Here is a 17,023-nt window from a genome sequence, read left to right as displayed (position 1 = left end):
CCCGGTAGTTCAGCTGCTTCAGACTCGGCTTTTTCGGCTCCCCGGTGGGCAGGACGTGTGCGACCACGCCATCCGGCAGCGCCGCGAGGTCCCGCGCGAAGCGGTGCCTGCGGGCGATCTCGAACGTCACCAGCGCCACCTGGACAGGTGTCCGCGGGACGGTGAGGGGGGTGTCGATGCGGCCGACGTGCAGGACCCAGATCTCCTTGGCCCCCAGCTCGACGGCCCTGGAGATGGGAATGCTGTTGACGACTCCGCCGTCGATGAAGTGCTCCCCGTCGATCAGGACCGGGGGCAGGACGCCGGGAATCGCGCAGGACGCGAGGATCGCGTCGGGGAGCGCGCCGGAGTGGAACCAGTGCTCTCCCCCACGCTCGATGGACGCCGCCACGCACTGGAAAGGGACCTGAAGCTCCTCGAACGTCCTGGCGGGCAGCAGGGTCTCGATCAGAGCCCGCAGCGACGTGTTCGGGTGCAGGTGCGTTCGGTTGCGTACGAAGTGCGCCGCACCCGAGAAGATTGAGCCCCCGAAGACTCCCTGCTGGGCCACGCTGACCCACGCATCGCGCAAGCGCTGGACCATCTCCAGGCTGGGGTCCGACGCTACCGCGGCTCCGTTCAGGGCTCCCACGGAGGTGCCCACCACCAGGTCCGGGCGTACGCCGTGCTCCAGCAGGGCTTGGAGCATCCCCACTTCATAGGCGCCGTTGTGGCCCCCGCCCCCGAGAACGAAGGCAACAGGCGAACCACGTCGGCCCATGGAGGTGTCAGGCAACGGCGTATATCCGCCATTCGCCGGGGACGCCTTTGAGCTCGTGGGGCCCCCGGTCTTCAAACTCGATTCCGGATCCGATCACCAGGTCCTTTACGGTCGTGGAGACCAGCACCTCCCCGGGCCCCGCGAGAGCCGCCACGCGGGCGCCGATGTGCACGGCCATTCCCGCCACCTGACTACCCACGAGCTCCACCTCCCCGGTGTGCAGTCCGGCTCGGATGTCCACGTCCATCCCGGACAGCGCGTCACGGATGGCGTGCGCGCATCGAATGCCGCGGCCGGGCCCGTCGAACATTGAAAGAGACTCCTCTCCGCGGACGTCCACCACTCGCCCCTGGAACTTATCCACGTGGTCCCGGACCAAGGCCTCGTGCGTCGCCAGAAGATGCGTCCAGGCGCGGTCCCCGATGTTCGCCACTCGCTCAGTGGACGCAACGACGTCCGTGAACAGGACCGTCGCGAGAACCCTGTCGGGTTCGGGTCCCCGGCGGACACCCGTGAGGAACTCCTCGACTTCATCCAGGATCTCCATCTGGTCGGACGAACCCCAGCTGAAGCCGTCCGTCTCCAGCTCCACCATGCGAGCCTGCGGGATCTGTTCCGCGGCCAGAACCGAGTGCTCTATCGGAGAAGAAGGGTTGCGCGTGTGGACGAGAACGAGCGTAGGTACGTGTATCGCCGGCAGAAGATGCCGGACGTCCATCGTCATGGTGGCGCGGAACATTCCCTGCGCGGCTCCGGGCGCCACCGACATGCGCCGGTAGTAGGCGAAGAACTCTCTTTCCGCCAGCTCTCGCATCCGGTCGCGCCCGTAGTCGATCGTCGACCACTTCTCGGGAACGGATTCGATTATGGCCTGGACCCTCTCGGCCTCCGCGCCCTCCGGGGGCGAGTACAGTCCATCCAGCAGCACCAGGCTGGCCGTCCGGCTGGAGTGGGCGGCTGCGAAGAAGCAGGCCAGAGGCGTCGCCAGGGTTGCGGCGAAGATAGCCGCCCGCTCCACACCCACTGCGTCGAGAACAGCCAGGACGTCCCGTGATCTCTCCTCGAGCAGGATGAGGTCCTGGATGGCCACAGGGTCGGACAATCCGGTCCCCCTCTGATCGAACAGGATCAGCCGGCAGAAGCCGGCCATCCTCCTGAACCAGTTCTCGATCCGAGGGGACTGCCAGAACACCTCGAGGTTGCTGAACCAGTTGGGCATGAAGACCAGGTCGATCGGACCCTCGCCCACCACCTGGTACGCGATGTAAATGTCCCCCGCCTTGGCGTACCTGACCTCGGGCGCGTTCATTCAGCCTCTGGCCGTGTTCGCCTGTGCGGGGCGTGCTCGGTCTCCTTGTCTCTTGTGTTGCCCTCGGCGGGAATCGGCGAGCGCTTGAGCATCCGGGCCAGGTGGACAAGGTTGTGAGACATCCACCGGGTGGTGCGCTGGGTGTACTCCAGATCCTGCCCCGCCTCGATGTAGGACGGACCGGGTCCGGCCTCCCCCACCCAGTACGTGTCGGCGTTGGGCGGAATCGTGCAGCCGAGATGGGACAGGTTGAACAGAGTGGACTCGGCCGCCGAGTGCGCGCCGTCCTCGTTGCCGGTGACGACGACGCCGCCGACCTTGTTGTACAGGGGGTACTGACCCCTGTCGTTGGTCTCAGAGTAGGTTCCGTCCAGCCGCTCCATCACCAGCTGGCAGACGCTGGAGCGGTGTCCGAACCAGATGGGCGTCCCGATGACGAGGATGTCCGCGGCCTTGATCTTGTCGAGAATGAGCGGCCACTCGTCTCCCTCGCCTTCGTCGGAGGTCACGCCGGCTGGAATCCGGTAGTCGACGACGCGCAAGACTTCGACGGCCACGTCCAGCCCCCGCAGCCAGTCGGCCACCTTGGACATAAGGGCTTCGGTGTTGGACTCGTCCGGGCTGCGCTTGAGAGTGCAGTTGAGCATCAGGGCACTCAGTTCCGTCCGTTCCTCCGAGGCCGACACCGGGCGAGCGTATCTCTTGCTTGGGGCGGCGGGATGCGCCGGCCGGACTGAGCGTAGGCTGGAGCATCGGCAACCACACCGGAGGTCATCCATGAAGGTCCACGACAAGCTGTACATCGACGGCGCCTGGGTTGAGTCCACGGGCACCGGAACCATCGACGTTGTCAACGCCTCGACCGAAGAGGTGATGGGGCGGATCCCCGAGGGGACGCATGAGGACGTCGACAAGGCGGTCGGGGCAGCCAAGGCTGCGTTCGAGTCCTGGTCACAGACGTCGGTCGAGGACCGGGCGAAGTACCTGCAGGCCCTCCAGGAGGGGCTGACGTCCAGGCTCGACGAGATCGCCACGACCATCGCGTCCGAGGTCGGGATGCCCCTGCACCTGTCGTCGATGATCCAGGTGGGGCTGCCGATCATGGTGTCGGGCTCGATCGCCCAGATCGTCACCGAGTTTCCCTTTGAGGAGACGATTGCCAACTCCCAGGTCGTCCGGGAGCCCGTCGGAGTGGTCGGCTGCATTACGCCGTGGAATTACCCACTGCACCAGATCGTCGCGAAGGTGGCGCCCGCGCTGGCCGCGGGATGCACCGTCGTCGTGAAGCCCAGCGAGGTGGCCCCCCTGAACGCCTTCATCCTCGCCGACATACTGGACAACGCCGGACTGCCCGCGGGTGTCTTCAACCTCGTGACCGGGACGGGTCCGGTCGTGGGCGAGGCCATCGCAGCACACCCCGACGTGGACATGGTCTCGTTCACCGGCTCGACCCGCGCCGGCAAGCGCGTGTCGGAGGTCGCGGCGGGGACGGTCAAGCGCGTTGCACTGGAACTGGGCGGAAAGTCGCCGAACGTGATCCTTGACGACGCCGACCTCGAGAAGGCGGTTAAAGCGGGGGTCTCCAACGCCTATCTGAACTCGGGCCAGACCTGCACCGCGCTGACGCGGATGCTCGTCCCCCGCGACCGCCACGACGAAGCCGCGACGATCGCCAAGGCCGCCGCGGAGAAGATGACCATCGGCGACCCGCTCGGCGGCGAGGCCAAGCTCGGCCCCCTGGTGTCGGAGGCCCAGCGGGACCGGGTGCTGGAATTCATCCGCAAGGGAGTCGAGGAGGGAGCGACCCTGGTCACCGGCAGCGCCGATGCTCCGGAGGAGCTTGCGAAGGGCTACTACGTCCGTCCCACGGTGTTCTCGAACGTGCGTGGCGACATGACGATCGCGCAGGAGGAGATCTTCGGGCCGGTGCTTTCGATCATGCCCTACGACGACGAGCAGGACGCCATCCGCATCGCCAACGACACGATCTACGGACTGGCCGCGGCCGTCTGGTCATCGGACCCCGAGCGCGCAAAGCGGGTAGCCCGACAGATCCGCGCCGGGCAGGTGGACATCAACGGCGGCAGCTTCAACCCCCTGGCGCCGTTCGGCGGCTACAAGCAGTCCGGACACGGCCGCGAACTCGGACGGTTCGGACTCGAGGAGTTCCTCGAGACCAAGTCACTTCAGCTGTAACCGCTGTCGCCGGGCCCCCCGCCTCCGGCGGGGGGCACCGGTACAGCCCCCGACTCCGCCTCGAGGCCGGAGGCGGACCGCACCCGGTGCGCCGCCCACCAGTCCAGGTCGACGTTGCCCCCGGACAGGACCAGCCCCACATCGCCCCCGCGGACCTTTCCCGCCAGCACCGCCGCCAGCGCCAGGGCTCCCGCCGGCTCGACCACCGTCTTGGCCCGCGTCCACAAAAGTTCCATCGCCCTCAGGGTCTGCTCGTCGTCGACGGTGACGATGTCGTCCACCAGCTCGCGGATCACTTCCCACGGACGCTCGCCGATCGTCAGGCTGCGCACGCCGTCCACCACTGTGTCCGGTGCGGATTCCAGCGACACCCGGGTCCCCGTCCGGAGCGACCTCGCCGCGTCGTCGGCCCCCTTCGGTTCGACGCCTACGACCAGGGTCTTGGGCCAGCGGTCCTTGATGATGGTGGCGATCCCGCTGATCAGGCCTCCACCACCGACGGGCACCACCACGGCATCCAGTCCCTGGCACTGCTGGGTCAGCTCCAGTCCGACGGTTCCCTGGCCCGCCATGACGCGCAGGTCGTCGAACGGATGCACCACCGGCAGACCCGTCTCCGACTGCAGCCTGCGAACCGCTTCCTCACGGTTGGCCTGCGTCACCCCCTCCGCGACCACCCGGGCGCCCAGAGCCTCCACGGCCCGGACCTTAACCGGGGTGGCGTCGGCGGGCATTACCACCACGGCGTGGCCCCCCAAGACCCTTGCCGCGAGGGCGACGGCCTGCCCGTGGTTGCCGGAGCTGACGGTCAGCACCCCGCTGTGGCGCGCCGCCGCTCCCATGGACAGCAGCGCGTTAAAGGCGCCCCGGGCCTTGAAAGCGCCCACCCGCTGCTGGTTTTCCGCCTTCATGTACAGGCGGCGCCCGGCGAGCTCGTCCAACGACGCGCAGTGCAGCACGGGCGTCCTGTGCACGTACCGCACGATCCGGCCCGCCGCGGCCTCCACGGAGTTGGCCGACAGGGACCCGTGGTCGTCCATCGCTGGAGCATACGAGAAGCCCCTCGGAGCTTAGTGTTCAGGTATGAAGGTCCACCTCCTGGACGGTACCTACGAGCTTTTCCGGCACCACTTCGCGGTGCCGTCCCACCTCACCGACGACGGCATGGAGGTGGCGGCCGTGCGCGGGGTCCTGAGGTCGGTCCTGTGGATGCTCGACGAAGGCGTCACCCACCTGGGCGTCGCCACCGACCACGTCATCGAGTCATTTCGCAACGACCTGTGGGCCGGCTACAAGAGTTCCGCCGGCATCGAGCCGGCCCTGCTCGCGCAGTTTCCCCTGCTGGAAGACGCGCTGCGTGAGGCGGGAGTCGTCGTCTGGGCCATGGTCGACCAGGAGGCGGACGACGGTCTGGCATCCGCCGCAGCGGTGGCAGCGGGAGACCCAGAAGTGGAGCAGGTGCTGATCTGCACGCCGGACAAGGACCTGGCCCAGTGCGTCTCGGGAACCCGCGTGGTGCAGGTCGATCGCCGGAAAAAGCAGGAGCGCGACGAGCCGGGGGTCTGGGAGCGGTTCGGAGTGGGTCCCGCGAGCATCCCCGATTACCTGGCACTGGTAGGCGACTCCGCGGACGGATTTCCCGGCCTGCCCGGGTGGGGGGCCAGGTCCGCCTCCACGGTCCTGGCCAAGTTCGGGCGCCTGGAGGACATTCCGCCGGACGGAGCCCAGTGGGGGCTTGCGCTGCGAAACGCGAGCACGCTGGCCGCGGTCCTGAACCAGGGCCGGGAGCTTGCTCTGCTGTTCAAGGACATAGCCACCCTCAGGACCGAGCCGCGGGTCGTGGACTCAGTGGAGGAGCTGCGCTGGACCGGCCCCCGGCCCGGGTTCCCCGCCCTGTGCGAGCGCCTCGGGGAGCCGAACCTGGTCCGGAAGGCCGAAGCCGTCGCCTCGCGGCGCTGAACCGCTTCAAACACCTGATCAGCGGCCCGGGCCCCCGCGGCCCGGCGCTCGTGTCCGGCATGTCCGTTTCTGGCGACCGGCTCCGTAACCCCCGCCGAGTCTGGCTCGCTGAACACACAGAGGCCGGATCAAACCGGGAGACGGTCCAGCGAGGATCAGGAGAAACGAGATGTTCGACACGGCGAAGCGGCTGGCCCCATGGGTCGCAGGGGCATTCCTGGCAATGTCGGGCCTCTCCTATGCCGCCACCGGCGACCTGAACCCCGTGACTGCGGTGACCGACACGCTGGGCCAGGGCACGACCCAGGACGCACACGAGTCCCCGGAGCCTTCCGAGTCCCCGGAGGCTTCCGAATCCCCGGAGCCCAGTGCCTCGCCGGACGAGTCCCCCGATCCCTCGGAGTCTCCTGACGACGACGAATCCGAGTCCGACGACGATGACGAATCCGCCCCAAGTCCCTCGGAGTCTCCTGACGACGACGAATCCGACTCCGCCGAGTCCGACGACGCTGACGAATCCGAGCCCGCCGAGTCGCCTGACGAGGACGACGACGACGATGATGCTGACGATGACGATGACGATGACGATGATGACGGTGACTCAGAGGACGAGTGACGAGGGCAGCAACAGCGGCAAAGGCAGCGCTAGGCCCTGAACCAGAACTTGGAGGCCCCGGCCCCCCGGCCGGGGCCTCCTCAGTTTCCCGGCCCGGTCGTCCGGCTCTTGTGTCTGTGATGTCCGGTTCTCGCGGACAGCTTCCCGTAACCCCCGCTGAGGCTGGGGCGCTGCACACCCAGAGACCGGGTCAACCGGCTGTCAGGTCCAGCGAGGATCAGGAGGAACGAGATGTTCGACAAGGCGAAGCGGCTGGCCCCATGGGTCGCAGGGGCATTCCTGGCGATGTCCGGCATCTCCTACGCAGCGACCGGCGAGCTGAACCCCGTGGCTGCCGTGACCGACGAGCTCGGTCAGAGCACAACTCAGGACTCCCACGAGTCTCCGCTCCCTAGCGAATCGCCTGACCCCTCGGAGTCCCCGGACCCAAGCCCGTCACCGGAGGAGTCGCCACTTCCAACGGATGAGCCGATCGAGTCGCCCGACCCTTCCGAGTCGCCCGATGACGATGACTCCGCCGGCACCTCCAAGCGGTCCACCGAAGGCTGCCCCGCAGGCTTCAGCGGCAACCACGGCCAGTTCGTCTCCTCGAGTGACAAGGGTTCCCGCCGCGAGGCCGCCCAGTCGCAGTGCGGCAAGCCGGTGAAGAAGTCCAAGCCGGCGCCGAGCGCCAGCTCCGACCCCAGCCCCACCGAGTCTCCTGACGCCTCCGCCGAGGCCGATGATGACGACGACGACGACTCGGATCGCAAGAGCGTCAAGGGCAAGAGCAGCAAGGGCAGCAGCAACAGCGGCAAGGGCAAGCGGTAGCCCCGACGCACCCAGAACTTGGACGCCCCGGCCCCCCGGCCGGGGCGTCCTTACGTTCCGACCCCCGAGACCCCTGGACTGCGCCCGCCCCCGGTGACGGGGCGCGGCTGTCCGCCGACGATCTTGACGCGCACGCGCGAGGTCACGATCCGCAGGTCCGGCATGATCCCGACCCGCAGGATCATGCTGTCGTCGGTGCCTGGTGACGGCGAGGTGAACACGAAGTTCCCGAGCGAGTAGGCCACCAGCGCCCCCCGCACCCTCATCACGGGCTGCAGCACATGCGCGTGGTGACCGATGACCACCGACGCCCCGGCACCAGCCAGTTTCCGTGCCAGGCTGGTCTGCGAGTCATTCGGGACAGGAGCAAGCTCGGCTCCCCAGTGGACGGACACGACAACGACGTCCGATGCAGCCTTCGCCCGCCGGACGGCGCCCAGCAGCTGGGACTCCTCGTAGGCGCTGGCCACGCCCGGCGTGTCTTCGTCCGCCCGGAAGTGGTAGGGCAGGACCCGCGTGGCGGCCACGAAGCCGATGCGGATCCCCCTTCGCTCCACAACAACGGCCGCGTAGGCCTCGCGCTCGTCGGCTCCCCCGCCGACCGGAGTTATTCCCGAGCGCCGAAGCGACGCCAGCGTGTCGACGAAAGCATCGCGGCCGAAGTCCACAGCGTGGTTGTTGGCTACCGCCGCGATGTCCACCCCCGCACGGCGCATGGCCGGCACGGAGGCCGGGTCGCCGCGGAAGGTGAACTCCTTGTCCTGCTGCGGAGTCCCCCGGCTGGAGATGGTGCACTCCAGGTTCACCATGGCGACGTCCGCGCGCGACAGGATCGGAGCTACCCTCGCCCAGGGCCAGGCTGCGCCTCGGGCCGAGATGGAGTCGCCGACGCGGCCGCCGAGGTTAACGTCTCCCACCGCGGCGATCTCCACCGACTCCGGAGGCAGGTCGTCCAGCATCGGCTCCCGTCCGTCTCCGGCGCGCACGGGCGGCGATACGGCGGCCCTTCCCGGTCCCGGCTCGGTCGCGGGCGCCGGCGACGGAAAGCCGCCGCCCGTCTGGAGCATCAGCGCGCAACAGGCGGCGAGCGCCGCGGCGTGCGGGAGCCTCATGCCCGATTCCCCGTCCCTAGAGCGAATGGTAGATCCGCTCTGCTGCTGCAAGCAGGACGAACAGCAGGACGGCGCCGGCCAGGTGCGCCGTCCGTACGACCCGCGGCCGTCCGGGGCTCATGCGCTCCAGGAGCGCGAGAGCGCCGGCTCCCAGCACGAGGCCGGCGGCGATGAACAAGGCGAGGTGGATGGCGCCATCGACAAAGGAGGCCCCGAGCTCCATCGCATCATGCTCCCGCAAAAAGCGCCAGCGCGGCGCTGAACTGGCCGGCGCCCCGGCATCAGGCAGGGACGGACCCTCGCTCCATGCGGACGTGCGCACCCTCCCAAGCGGGATCGGGGGCCGGGGCATCGGTGCGGTAGTGCACTCCCCTGCTCTCCGGTCGAAGCGTTGCGGCACGACAGATCAGCATCGCGGCGACGGCGGGCAGTCGCTCTCCGGGATCCGGGCTCGACGCCAGCCTCCGTGCCACCTCGGCCGCCAGCCTCAGTGACTGCGCGGACCGGATCAGGCCGGCTCCGTCCCACATGGCCCGGGCGAAGTCTGCCCCCACCTCCACTGAGGGCGGCGCGTCACCGTAGGCACTTTCGACCCGGTCGTCGCGTCGGGCAACATCGGCGGACATCGCGCCAGCCGCGCGGCGTCCGAACACCAGCGCTTCGGCCAGTGAGTTGCCCGCCATCCTGTTGGCGCCGTGGACGCCCGTCGCCGCGCACTCCCCCGCGGCGTACAGCCCCGGCAGCGACGACCGGCCGCAGGTATCTGTCGCCACGCCCCCGAGCAGGTAGTGCGCCGCCGGCGCGACGGGCACCTTCTCCCGCGACAGGTCGAACCCCCGCTCCCGCAGGGCGGCGAGGACGTTCGGAAAGCGCTCCTCCAAAACGGCTGCAGGCACGGCCTTCGCATCCAGCCAAACTCCTCCCGGCGTTGCGGCGACGGCGCGCGCCACAACGTCCCGCGGGGCCAGGTCGCCGTCCGGATGCACGTCGCTCATGACCGGCTCGCTCCGTGAGTCCACCAGCGTGGCCCCCGCTCCGCGCAGGGCCTCCGTGAGGAGCACCCGCTGGGACGGTCCCTGCGCGAGAGCAGTCGGATGGAACTGGACGAACTCCATGTCGGCAACCGCTGCGCCGGCTTCATATGCCATGGCGATGCCGTCGCCGGTGGACCCTCTTTCGTTGGTCGTCATCGCGTACAGCGCGCCGCACCCGCCCGTGGCCAGCAGGACAGCGCCCGCCCGCACCTCCACGGCCCCCGTCCCCGTCTGCACGACGCATCCGACGCACCTGCCGCCACGGACCAGCAACCCGGTGGCCGCGCCCACCATTCGCAGCGCCCTGCGGCGCGCGTGGGGGACGAGAGTCCGCATCAGCTCGCGCCCCGTGGCGTCGGCGGCATGCACGGACCTCGCCACCGACTGTCCCGCCTCCAGGTGGACGTCCAGCGAACCTGACCCGTCGCGGTCGAACCTGCACCCGAGCTCCACCAGCGCATGGAGGTCCCGCGGCGCCTCCGACACCAGCACCTCCACCGCGCTCCGGACGCAGGCGCCCGCCCCGGCAGCCAGCGTGTCCGCGAGGTGGCGCTCCGGCGAGTCGTCCCGTCCGGCGGACACCGCGATTCCACCCTGCGCGAGCGGCGAGGACCCGGAGCGGCCCTCGGCCTTGTCCACCACCAGGACGTCCAGCCCGTGGCGCACGTGAAGGACGGCGTACAGGCCCGCGAGCCCAGCGCCCACGACGACGACGTCGGTTTCGACCACAGGCATCAACTGATGCACGACTCCGCGCAGTGCTTCAGCAGCGTGAGAGCCTCTCCCCAGCCCGCGGCGCACTCCATCAGGGCTTCGGCTCCCATGGGGGTGGGGCGGTAACCGAAGTCCCGGACCCGCACGACGGTGCAGTCGTCGCGCTGCTCAAACGTCACTTCCACCGTCGTCGCGTACTCCCCTTCCTGCTCGCCCCATCGGAAGGCGAACCTGCGGCCCGGCTCGGCGGCCAGCACCGTGCCCCGCGCCTCTGCCGTCACACGGTCCGGGCCCCAGTCGCGCCAGCGCCACACGATGGCTCCCCCCTCGACGGGATCCACCTCGGCTCCCGTGGTGAACCAACGGTCGATGCCGGTGGTGAACAGTTCGTAGACGGCCGCGGGCTCGGCGCGGACAAAAGTCGCGCAGCGTATGTCGGGAAGCTTCGGGTCCGGCGCCAGGGCGGCGCGCAGAAAGGAAACCAGCTCCGACTGCGTCGTCTCGCTGGACGACTCCCCCGCCAGGACGCGTCGCACGGACGACTCGGTCAGGTGTCCGACCACGGCGGAGTAGATCGTCAGCAGGGCCGACCGGGGGTCCTGGCGCCGGACCTCGCCCGCATCCATCGCCGCCTGCAGCCACTGCGCTGCCGCATCGACGAGCGGCTGCAGGGCCGATGCCACCCGGTCCGACAGCGGGGGCCCCACCCGGGCCACCTCGCGGATGAGACCGATGACATCCGTCCTTTCATTCGCGAGGGCGTGCACGGCGGACACCAACGCGTCCAGACGGTCCAGGCCGCCGGGGTCGTCGTGGCGCAGGGCCCCGTCCAGCGTCTCGAACACGACGGCGGCGGCATGCAGCGCCGCGGCCTCCAACAGGTCCTCCTTGGACGGGAAGTGGTAAAGCAGGCTCTGCTTCCGGATGCCGGCGCCCCCGGCGACGTCATCCAGGCTGGTCGCGGAAAAGCCATCCGTGCCGAACCTGCGGACCGCCTCCGCGACCACGCGCTCCCGCGTCGCGGCCCCCGTGGCCGTCGCCATGACGAGATCACCCCCGATAGGTCACAATGCCTACCAGATGGTAGACGCAGCCCCCGCGACCCGCACGAGCGTCCGATCCTCGCTTGCCGGAGCCACTCTCCTCGTGACGGGATCCACGGGCTTTTTAGGCACGGCGCTGGTCTCCAAGATCCTCACATCCCTGCCGGAGGTGAAGCAGGTTCTCCTGCTGGTCCGGTCCAAACCGGGGGCCCCCGCCGCCGACCGCGTCCGCCGCAGGGTCCTCGGCTCCAACGCCTTCGACCACCTTCGCTCGACGGACGAATGGGAGCGCCTGCAGGACCTGGTCGTGGCGCTGGACGGCGACCTGCGATCCGAAGGCCTCGGACTCGGCCCCCAGGACCGCGAGTTGCTCGCCGATGTGGACATCGTCATCCACGCCGCCGCCTCCGTCAGCTTCGACGCGGCGGTGGACGAGGTCTTCGAGACCAACCTCGTCGGCACCCTGCGCCTGCTCGACGCGCTTAGCAACTGCGGCGCCCGCCCCCGCCGTCTGGTCCACGTGTCCACCGCCTACGTCTCCGGGCTGACCAAGGGCACGGTGCCCGAGACGCCGTGGACGCACAACCCGGGCCGGCCGCGGCTGGACTGGCGCGCGGAGCTTGACGCGGCGCGGTCGGTGAGGCCGGCGGTGGAGACGGAGTCCCGCGAGCCCGACCGTCTGAAGGAGTTCACAGCCAGAGCGCGCCGCGAGATCGGCCCGGCCGGATCCCCCAGCGTGGGCACCCGGGCCGAGCAGCTGCGCAGAGACTGGGTGGACGAGCGGCTGGTTGAGACCGGACGGGCGCGGGCCCAGTCCCTCGGCTGGCCGGACGCGTACGCCTTCACCAAGTCCCTCACCGAGACCGCCGTCCTGGAAAGAGAAGACCCGTTCCCCGTGACGATCGTGCGCCCGAGCATTATCGAGTCGGCTCTGTCCGAGCCGTTTCCGGGGTGGATCCGGGGATTCAGGATGGCCGAGCCGGTGATCCTCATGTACGGCCGCGGGGCTCTCTCGGAGTTCCCCGGCTTCCCCGACACGGTCGTGGACGTGGTCCCGGTGGACCTCGTCGTGAACGCGATCCTGGCCGCCGCCGCCTCCGAGCCACCGATGGACGTCGTCCACGTGAGCACCGGCAACCGCAATCCCATGCGCTACAGGGATCTCGTGCGGTGGGTGCACGAGTACTTCCACGAGCACCCCTACCTGGACGAGGACGGGCAGCCCATCCTTCCTCCCCTGTGGACCTTCCCCGGCCGCCGGAGCGTCCAGATGCGCCTGAAGTGGGGACGCCGGGCCCTGGACGCCGCCGCGCGCGTCGTGGACCGGCTCCCGTCCAGCTCTCTGGAAGGGGCCGCGGACCGCATCGACCGCAGGCGCACCGAACTGGACCAGGCGGTCAAGTACGCCGACCTGTACGGGTCCTACGCGGAGGTCGAGTCGATCTTCGACGACGCAAAGGCGTGCTCACTGCACGAGTCCATGAAGCCCGAGGAGCGCGCAGCGTTCGGGTTCGACCCCGGCACGATCGACTGGAGGACCTATCTCCAGGAAAACCACCTTCCCGAGATCACCCGCAGGCGAGGCACCGTGCGCCGCAGACCGCGGCCGGCACCCTCGTCGTCGGTCAAGACCGCTGGAGACGGCGTCCTGGCCGTGTTCGACCTGGAGGGGACCGTGCTCGGGACCAACGTCGTGGACACGTTCCTGTGGCTGCGGCTGGCCGCGTCCCCGCGCCGCGAGTGGATGTCCAGGGTGGCGGAGCTGGCCCGGGACGTCCCGGGCCTGGTGGCGACGGAGCGACGCGACCGCGGCGAGTTCCTGCGCCGGTTCTACCGCCGCTACGAAGGGGCCCCCGTCGAGGAGATGGCGGCTCTGGCCGCAGACGCATTCGACAGCCTTGTGCTCCCGCGCTCCTTCCCCGCCGCCATCCGCAGGATCCGCGAGCACCGCGCCGCAGGGCATCGGATCGTGTTCATCACCGGCGCCCTGGACTTCACTGTGGCGCCGATGTCACCCCTGGCCGACGAGGTGGCGGCGGCACGCCTGGAGGTGCGCGACGGCAGGTACACCGGCGACCTCGTGGACGTCCCGCTGGCCGGAGACGCCCGAGCGGCCTGGCTGCGCCGCCGCGCCCTGGAGCTCGGAGCCGACCTGCGGTCCAGCTACGCGTATGGCGATTCGATCTCAGACCTGCCTCTGCTGGAGTCGGTTGGCAATCCCGTGGCCGTGAACCCCGACCACCGGCTCGCCCGTGTGGCCCGGGACCGGCGATGGGCACTGGAACGCTGGGGGCCGGAGCGCGGCACCGGACGCTTTCCCAGACCGGGCTTCACTCAGGCCACCGGACGACGGGAGGTGCGCGTATGAAGAAGCTGGCAGCAGCACTGGCTTTGGCCGCGGCTCTGGCCTCGACCGGGTGCGAGAGCTTCAAGGAGGAGCGGGGACGGGGGGACGCTCCCGTAGGAAACATCGACGACTCCCCTGCCGACGTCTACCAGATGCCCAACGGCTTCCCGAACCTGGCCACGAAGTGCGTGGGGCCGAACAAGCGGGCCTGGGTGAGCAGCAGCGCCGGAAGACGCAACGCGCTGCGACAGCAGCAGGGCACGTCGTTTCACCTCGAGACCGACGAGACGTGCGCGGACCCCTCACCGGGCCCGGGAACGATGAGGACGCCGGGCATCTCGCGGCCGACCCGCACCCCCGGAACCCAGCCGACCCCCGGCCCCGAAACCGAGTCGTTCCCCCCCATGGGTCCCATGCCCACTCCGGCACCCTGACGAACCGATGATCGCGCTCCAGTTCCGCCGGTCTCCCGCCCGCTACGTGGCGGCGCGCGCCCTGTCCCGCCGGGCCCCCGGGCTGGTCGCCTCACACCTGGCACCCCTGCGACTGGGGCACGTGGGAGAGCCGGAGCTCCCGGCTGACGGCTGGGTACGGGTGGCGCCGAAGCTGGCCGGGATCTGCGGGTCGGACCTGGCGATGGTCGCGGGTGACGCCTCGTTCTACTTCGGCCCCCTGGTCTCAACCCCCTTCGTCCCCGGACACGAGGTCGTCGGCACCCTGGTCGACCCGCTGGACGACCTGCCCTCCGGGACGCGCGTGGTCATTGAGCCGGTGCTCGGCTGCGCCGCCCGCGGCCTCGACCCTGCCTGCCGCGCGTGCGCAGCCGGCGACACCGGCTGCTGCGAGAACACCGCCTCGGGCCATGTGGCCCCCGGACTGCAAACGGGCTTCTGCGAGGACACCGGAGGGGGCTGGGGCGAGGTGCTGGTCGCGCACCGCAGCCAGATCCGCCCCATCCCCGATGACCTTCCGGACGAGTCGGCGGTCCTCGTGGAGCCGCTGGCCTGCGCCGTCCACGCCGCACTGCGCGCGCGGGTCGCCGACGGCGACACCGTCGTCGTGATGGGAGCCGGAACGATCGGACTTCTCACTCTGGCCGCGATCCGGGAGTTCTCCTCGCCCGGACGCGTCATCGCCGTGGCCAAGCACCCCCGCCAGCGAGCCGAGGCGGCGAGGCTGGGGGCCGACGACGTCGTTGCAGCCCCCTCGGCTCTCCGGGCCGTGAGGCTGGCGACCGGGTCCCTGCTCCACGAGCCGGAGCGCGGCGGCGGGTGGCTGTCCTCCGGCTCCGACGTCAGCCTGGAGTGCACGGGCTCCATGGCCGCGCTGGACGTCTGCCTGAGAACCACCCGTCCTCGGGGACGGGTCGTGCTGGTGGGACTGCCGGGAGCGGCGACGATCGACCTGGCCCCCGTCTGGCACCGGGAGCTGGAGCTGACTGGCGCCTACACCTACGGCGCCGAGCAGCAGAACGGGACCCGGCGCAACACGTTCGACATGGCGATCGAACTCGCCGCCAAGCTCGACCTCGAGTCACTCGTGTCAGCTGCCTACCCGCTGTCCCGATACCCCGAGGCCATAGACCACGCGATGGACGCAGGAAGGCTGGGAGCCGTGAAGGTGGTGTTCGACATTGCCCGCTGATCAGGTCCGCACGCCGAGAAGCCGTCCGGGGCTCGTCCACGAGACGGACCGTCGCTCGCCCCCTGTGCTGTTCCACTTCGGCGAAGAATTCCGCCTCGAGACGCTGCCCCCCGGCAGCCGGATCGTGTATCCGCCCGAGCCCCTGCCGGCGCTACGTGACGAGCGCGCTGCAGTGGCGCAGGCGCTGGAGTCACCGCTCAACTCCGACCCGCTGCGGTCGAAGCTGCGTCCCGGCATGCGGCTGACGATCGCCTTCGACGACATCTCCCTGCCACTGCCGCAGATGCGGCGGCCGGACGTCCGGGAGCTCGTCATCGAGCAGGTGCTGACGCTGGCCGCCGAGGCAGGCGTGGACGATGTCGAGCTGATTGTGGCCCAGTCGCTTCACCGCAAGATGACTCCGGCCGAGATAAGGCGCGCGGTCGGCGACCGGGTGTGGAGGGCGTTTGCCCCGGACCGCATCTACAACCACGACGCGGAGGACCCCGCCGGCAACGTGTTCGTCGGCACCACCGACCGCGGCGAGGAGGTGGAGCTCAACCGGCGGGCTATGGAATCGGACCTGCTGGTGTACGTGAACATCAACCTTGTGGCCATGGACGGCGGCCACAAGTCGGTTCCCGTGGGACTCGGCACCTACCGTTCGCTGCGTCACCACCACAACGTGTCCACGATGCTGGACTCCCGCTCCTACATGGACCCCCGCCGCTCGGCCCTGCACCACTCCTGCCACCGGATGGGACAGTTCCTCGCCGACAAGTTGGACATCTTCACCGTCGAGACGACGCTCAACAACGCCACTTTCCCGTCGCCGTACGACTTTTTGCAGCGGCGCGAGTTCGAGTGGTCGCTGCGCGACCAGGCGACGTACCTGGCCGTGTCCAACGGCCTGCGCAGGATGCCGTCCGGGGTCAAGCGCAGGCTGTTCCAGTCGATCGAGGCCCCCCATCGCCTCACCAGCGTCCAGGCCGGGGAGACCGAGGCCGTTCACGCCCAGACGCTGGACAACGTGCACCGCCAGCAGCTCGTGCCCGTGACGGGCCAGACGGACATCCTGACGATGGGCATCCCGTACGTGGGCCCCTACAACGTCAACTCGGTGATGAACCCGATCCTGGTGGTGTGCATGGGCCTCGGCTACTTCTTCAACACCTACCGCAACGCGCCCCTGGTGCGGCCGGGAGGTGTCGTGATCCTCGCGCACCCCACGCCGCGCCAGTTCCACGCTGTGCACCACCCCTCCTACATTGACTTCTTCGACCAGGTGCTGCCGGAGACGACCGACCCCGCGGCCATCGAGGCGAAGTTCGAGGCGGCCTTCGCGGCAGACCCCTGGTACCGCCACTTGTACCGCAACTCCTACGCCTACCACGGCGTCCACCCGTTCTACATGTGGTATTGGGCCGCGCACGCGATGTCCTACCTCGGCGACGTGATCTTTCTGGGGGGCGACCCGGCCACCGTCCGGCGCCTGGGCTT

16 protein-coding genes are annotated in these 17,023 nt (G+C 69.5%); 8 read left to right on the top strand and 8 right to left on the bottom strand.

Annotated elements, in window-relative coordinates; translation table 11 throughout:
- The 3 genes from VNE62_12020 to VNE62_12010 all read right to left on the bottom strand — a co-directional run.
- Positions 1-760, bottom strand: a 760-nt coding sequence (locus tag VNE62_12020) for a patatin-like phospholipase family protein (protein ID HVE93007.1), incomplete at its 3' end; no start/stop codon positions are given.
- A 7-nt stretch (positions 761-767) separates the two neighbouring features.
- Positions 768-2,069: an adenylate/guanylate cyclase domain-containing protein gene (locus VNE62_12015; protein HVE93006.1), complete on the bottom strand. Its 1,302-nt coding sequence runs from the start codon at positions 2,067-2,069 to the stop codon at positions 768-770.
- Positions 2,066-2,716, bottom strand: coding sequence for a flavodoxin family protein (locus tag VNE62_12010; protein HVE93005.1), 651 nt, complete (start codon positions 2,714-2,716; stop codon positions 2,066-2,068). Before VNE62_12010 ends, VNE62_12015 begins: the two co-directional genes overlap by 4 nt.
- Before the next feature lie 130 nt (positions 2,717-2,846).
- On the opposite strand from VNE62_12010, the gene VNE62_12005 reads away from it, so the two are divergent.
- Positions 2,847-4,265 carry an aldehyde dehydrogenase family protein gene (locus VNE62_12005; GenBank protein HVE93004.1) on the top strand — a complete coding sequence of 473 codons (1,419 nt, stop codon included), beginning with the start codon at positions 2,847-2,849 and terminating at the stop codon, positions 4,263-4,265.
- Here VNE62_12005 and VNE62_12000 read toward each other — a convergent pair.
- Positions 4,256-5,305: a threonine/serine dehydratase gene (locus tag VNE62_12000; GenBank protein HVE93003.1), complete on the bottom strand. Its 1,050-nt coding sequence runs from the start codon at positions 5,303-5,305 to the stop codon at positions 4,256-4,258. The two genes, VNE62_12005 and VNE62_12000, sit on opposite strands and share 10 nt — an antisense overlap.
- Positions 5,306-5,348: 43 nt before the next feature.
- Here VNE62_12000 and VNE62_11995 point away from each other — a divergent pair, with 43 nt between their 5' ends.
- The 3 genes from VNE62_11995 to VNE62_11985 all read left to right on the top strand — a co-directional run bounded on the left by VNE62_11995 (position 5,349) and on the right by VNE62_11985 (position 7,650).
- A complete protein-coding gene (locus tag VNE62_11995) occupies positions 5,349-6,224 on the top strand; it encodes a 5'-3' exonuclease H3TH domain-containing protein (protein ID HVE93002.1) in 876 nt (291 codons plus the stop codon).
- A 169-nt stretch (positions 6,225-6,393) separates the two neighbouring features.
- Positions 6,394-6,840, top strand: a complete 447-nt coding sequence (locus VNE62_11990; GenBank protein HVE93001.1) for a hypothetical protein — start codon at positions 6,394-6,396, stop codon at positions 6,838-6,840.
- A gap of 231 nt (positions 6,841-7,071) precedes the next feature.
- Positions 7,072-7,650: a hypothetical protein gene (locus VNE62_11985; GenBank protein HVE93000.1), complete on the top strand. Its 579-nt coding sequence runs from the start codon at positions 7,072-7,074 to the stop codon at positions 7,648-7,650.
- Positions 7,651-7,700: 50 nt separating this feature from the next.
- Here VNE62_11985 and VNE62_11980 read toward each other — a convergent pair whose 3' ends face one another.
- The 4 genes from VNE62_11980 to VNE62_11965 are packed head-to-tail and all read right to left on the bottom strand — an operon-like array spanning position 7,701 to position 11,553.
- A complete protein-coding gene (locus VNE62_11980) occupies positions 7,701-8,762 on the bottom strand; it encodes a CapA family protein (GenBank protein HVE92999.1) in 1,062 nt (353 codons plus the stop codon).
- A gap of 16 nt (positions 8,763-8,778) precedes the next feature.
- On the bottom strand, positions 8,779-8,985 hold the full coding sequence (locus VNE62_11975; GenBank protein HVE92998.1) for a hypothetical protein: 207 nt from the start codon (positions 8,983-8,985) through the stop codon (positions 8,779-8,781).
- Between the two features lie 58 nt (positions 8,986-9,043).
- Complete coding sequence (gene nadB, locus VNE62_11970) at positions 9,044-10,531, bottom strand: L-aspartate oxidase (GenBank protein ID HVE92997.1); 1,488 nt, start codon at positions 10,529-10,531, stop codon at positions 9,044-9,046.
- On the bottom strand, positions 10,531-11,553 hold the full coding sequence (locus tag VNE62_11965) for an SRPBCC domain-containing protein (protein ID HVE92996.1): 1,023 nt from the start codon (positions 11,551-11,553) through the stop codon (positions 10,531-10,533). Before VNE62_11965 ends, nadB begins: the two co-directional genes overlap by 1 nt.
- Before the next feature lie 37 nt (positions 11,554-11,590).
- Here VNE62_11965 and VNE62_11960 point away from each other — a divergent pair, with 37 nt between their 5' ends.
- The 4 genes from VNE62_11960 to VNE62_11945 form a co-directional block, all read left to right on the top strand.
- Positions 11,591-13,921: an HAD-IB family hydrolase gene (locus tag VNE62_11960; protein HVE92995.1), complete on the top strand. Its 2,331-nt coding sequence runs from the start codon at positions 11,591-11,593 to the stop codon at positions 13,919-13,921.
- Positions 13,918-14,334, top strand: coding sequence for a hypothetical protein (locus VNE62_11955; GenBank protein HVE92994.1), 417 nt, complete (start codon positions 13,918-13,920; stop codon positions 14,332-14,334). The genes VNE62_11960 and VNE62_11955 overlap by 4 nt, the downstream gene beginning before the upstream one ends.
- A 7-nt stretch (positions 14,335-14,341) precedes the next feature.
- Positions 14,342-15,544 carry a zinc-binding dehydrogenase gene (locus tag VNE62_11950; protein ID HVE92993.1) on the top strand — a complete coding sequence of 401 codons (1,203 nt, stop codon included), beginning with the start codon at positions 14,342-14,344 and terminating at the stop codon, positions 15,542-15,544.
- The coding region (locus tag VNE62_11945; GenBank protein ID HVE92992.1) for a lactate racemase domain-containing protein at positions 15,534-17,023 on the top strand (1,490 nt) is incomplete at its 3' end. The genes VNE62_11950 and VNE62_11945, both read left to right, overlap by 11 nt.

The sequence above is a fragment of the Actinomycetota bacterium genome (assembly GCA_035536535.1).
In the GTDB taxonomy this organism is placed as follows: domain Bacteria; phylum Actinomycetota; class JAICYB01; order JAICYB01; family JAICYB01; genus DATLNZ01.
Note: the sequence above shows the minus strand (reverse complement) of the source record. Positions and strands in the feature narration are given on the sequence as shown.

Excerpts from the sequence above, each read along its gene's own strand:
- VNE62_11975 (HVE92998.1), bottom strand. The coding sequence starts at position 8,985 with ATGGAGCTCGGGGCCTCCTTTGTCGATGGCGCCATCCACCTCGCCTTG.
- VNE62_11985 (HVE93000.1), top strand. The coding sequence starts at position 7,072 with ATGTTCGACAAGGCGAAGCGGCTGGCCCCATGGGTCGCAGGGGCATTC.
- VNE62_11955 (HVE92994.1), top strand. The coding sequence starts at position 13,918 with ATGAAGAAGCTGGCAGCAGCACTGGCTTTGGCCGCGGCTCTGGCCTCG.
- nadB (HVE92997.1), bottom strand. The coding sequence starts at position 10,531 with ATGCCTGTGGTCGAAACCGACGTCGTCGTCGTGGGCGCTGGGCTCGCG.
- VNE62_12015 (HVE93006.1), bottom strand. The coding sequence starts at position 2,069 with ATGAACGCGCCCGAGGTCAGGTACGCCAAGGCGGGGGACATTTACATC.
- VNE62_11990 (HVE93001.1), top strand. The coding sequence starts at position 6,394 with ATGTTCGACACGGCGAAGCGGCTGGCCCCATGGGTCGCAGGGGCATTC.
- VNE62_11965 (HVE92996.1), bottom strand. The coding sequence starts at position 11,553 with ATGGCGACGGCCACGGGGGCCGCGACGCGGGAGCGCGTGGTCGCGGAG.
- VNE62_12010 (HVE93005.1), bottom strand. The coding sequence starts at position 2,716 with ATGCTCAACTGCACTCTCAAGCGCAGCCCGGACGAGTCCAACACCGAA.
- VNE62_11980 (HVE92999.1), bottom strand. The coding sequence starts at position 8,762 with ATGAGGCTCCCGCACGCCGCGGCGCTCGCCGCCTGTTGCGCGCTGATG.
- VNE62_11995 (HVE93002.1), top strand. The coding sequence starts at position 5,349 with ATGAAGGTCCACCTCCTGGACGGTACCTACGAGCTTTTCCGGCACCAC.
- VNE62_11950 (HVE92993.1), top strand. The coding sequence starts at position 14,342 with ATGATCGCGCTCCAGTTCCGCCGGTCTCCCGCCCGCTACGTGGCGGCG.
- VNE62_12005 (HVE93004.1), top strand. The coding sequence starts at position 2,847 with ATGAAGGTCCACGACAAGCTGTACATCGACGGCGCCTGGGTTGAGTCC.
- VNE62_12000 (HVE93003.1), bottom strand. The coding sequence starts at position 5,305 with ATGGACGACCACGGGTCCCTGTCGGCCAACTCCGTGGAGGCCGCGGCG.
- VNE62_11960 (HVE92995.1), top strand. The coding sequence starts at position 11,591 with ATGGTAGACGCAGCCCCCGCGACCCGCACGAGCGTCCGATCCTCGCTT.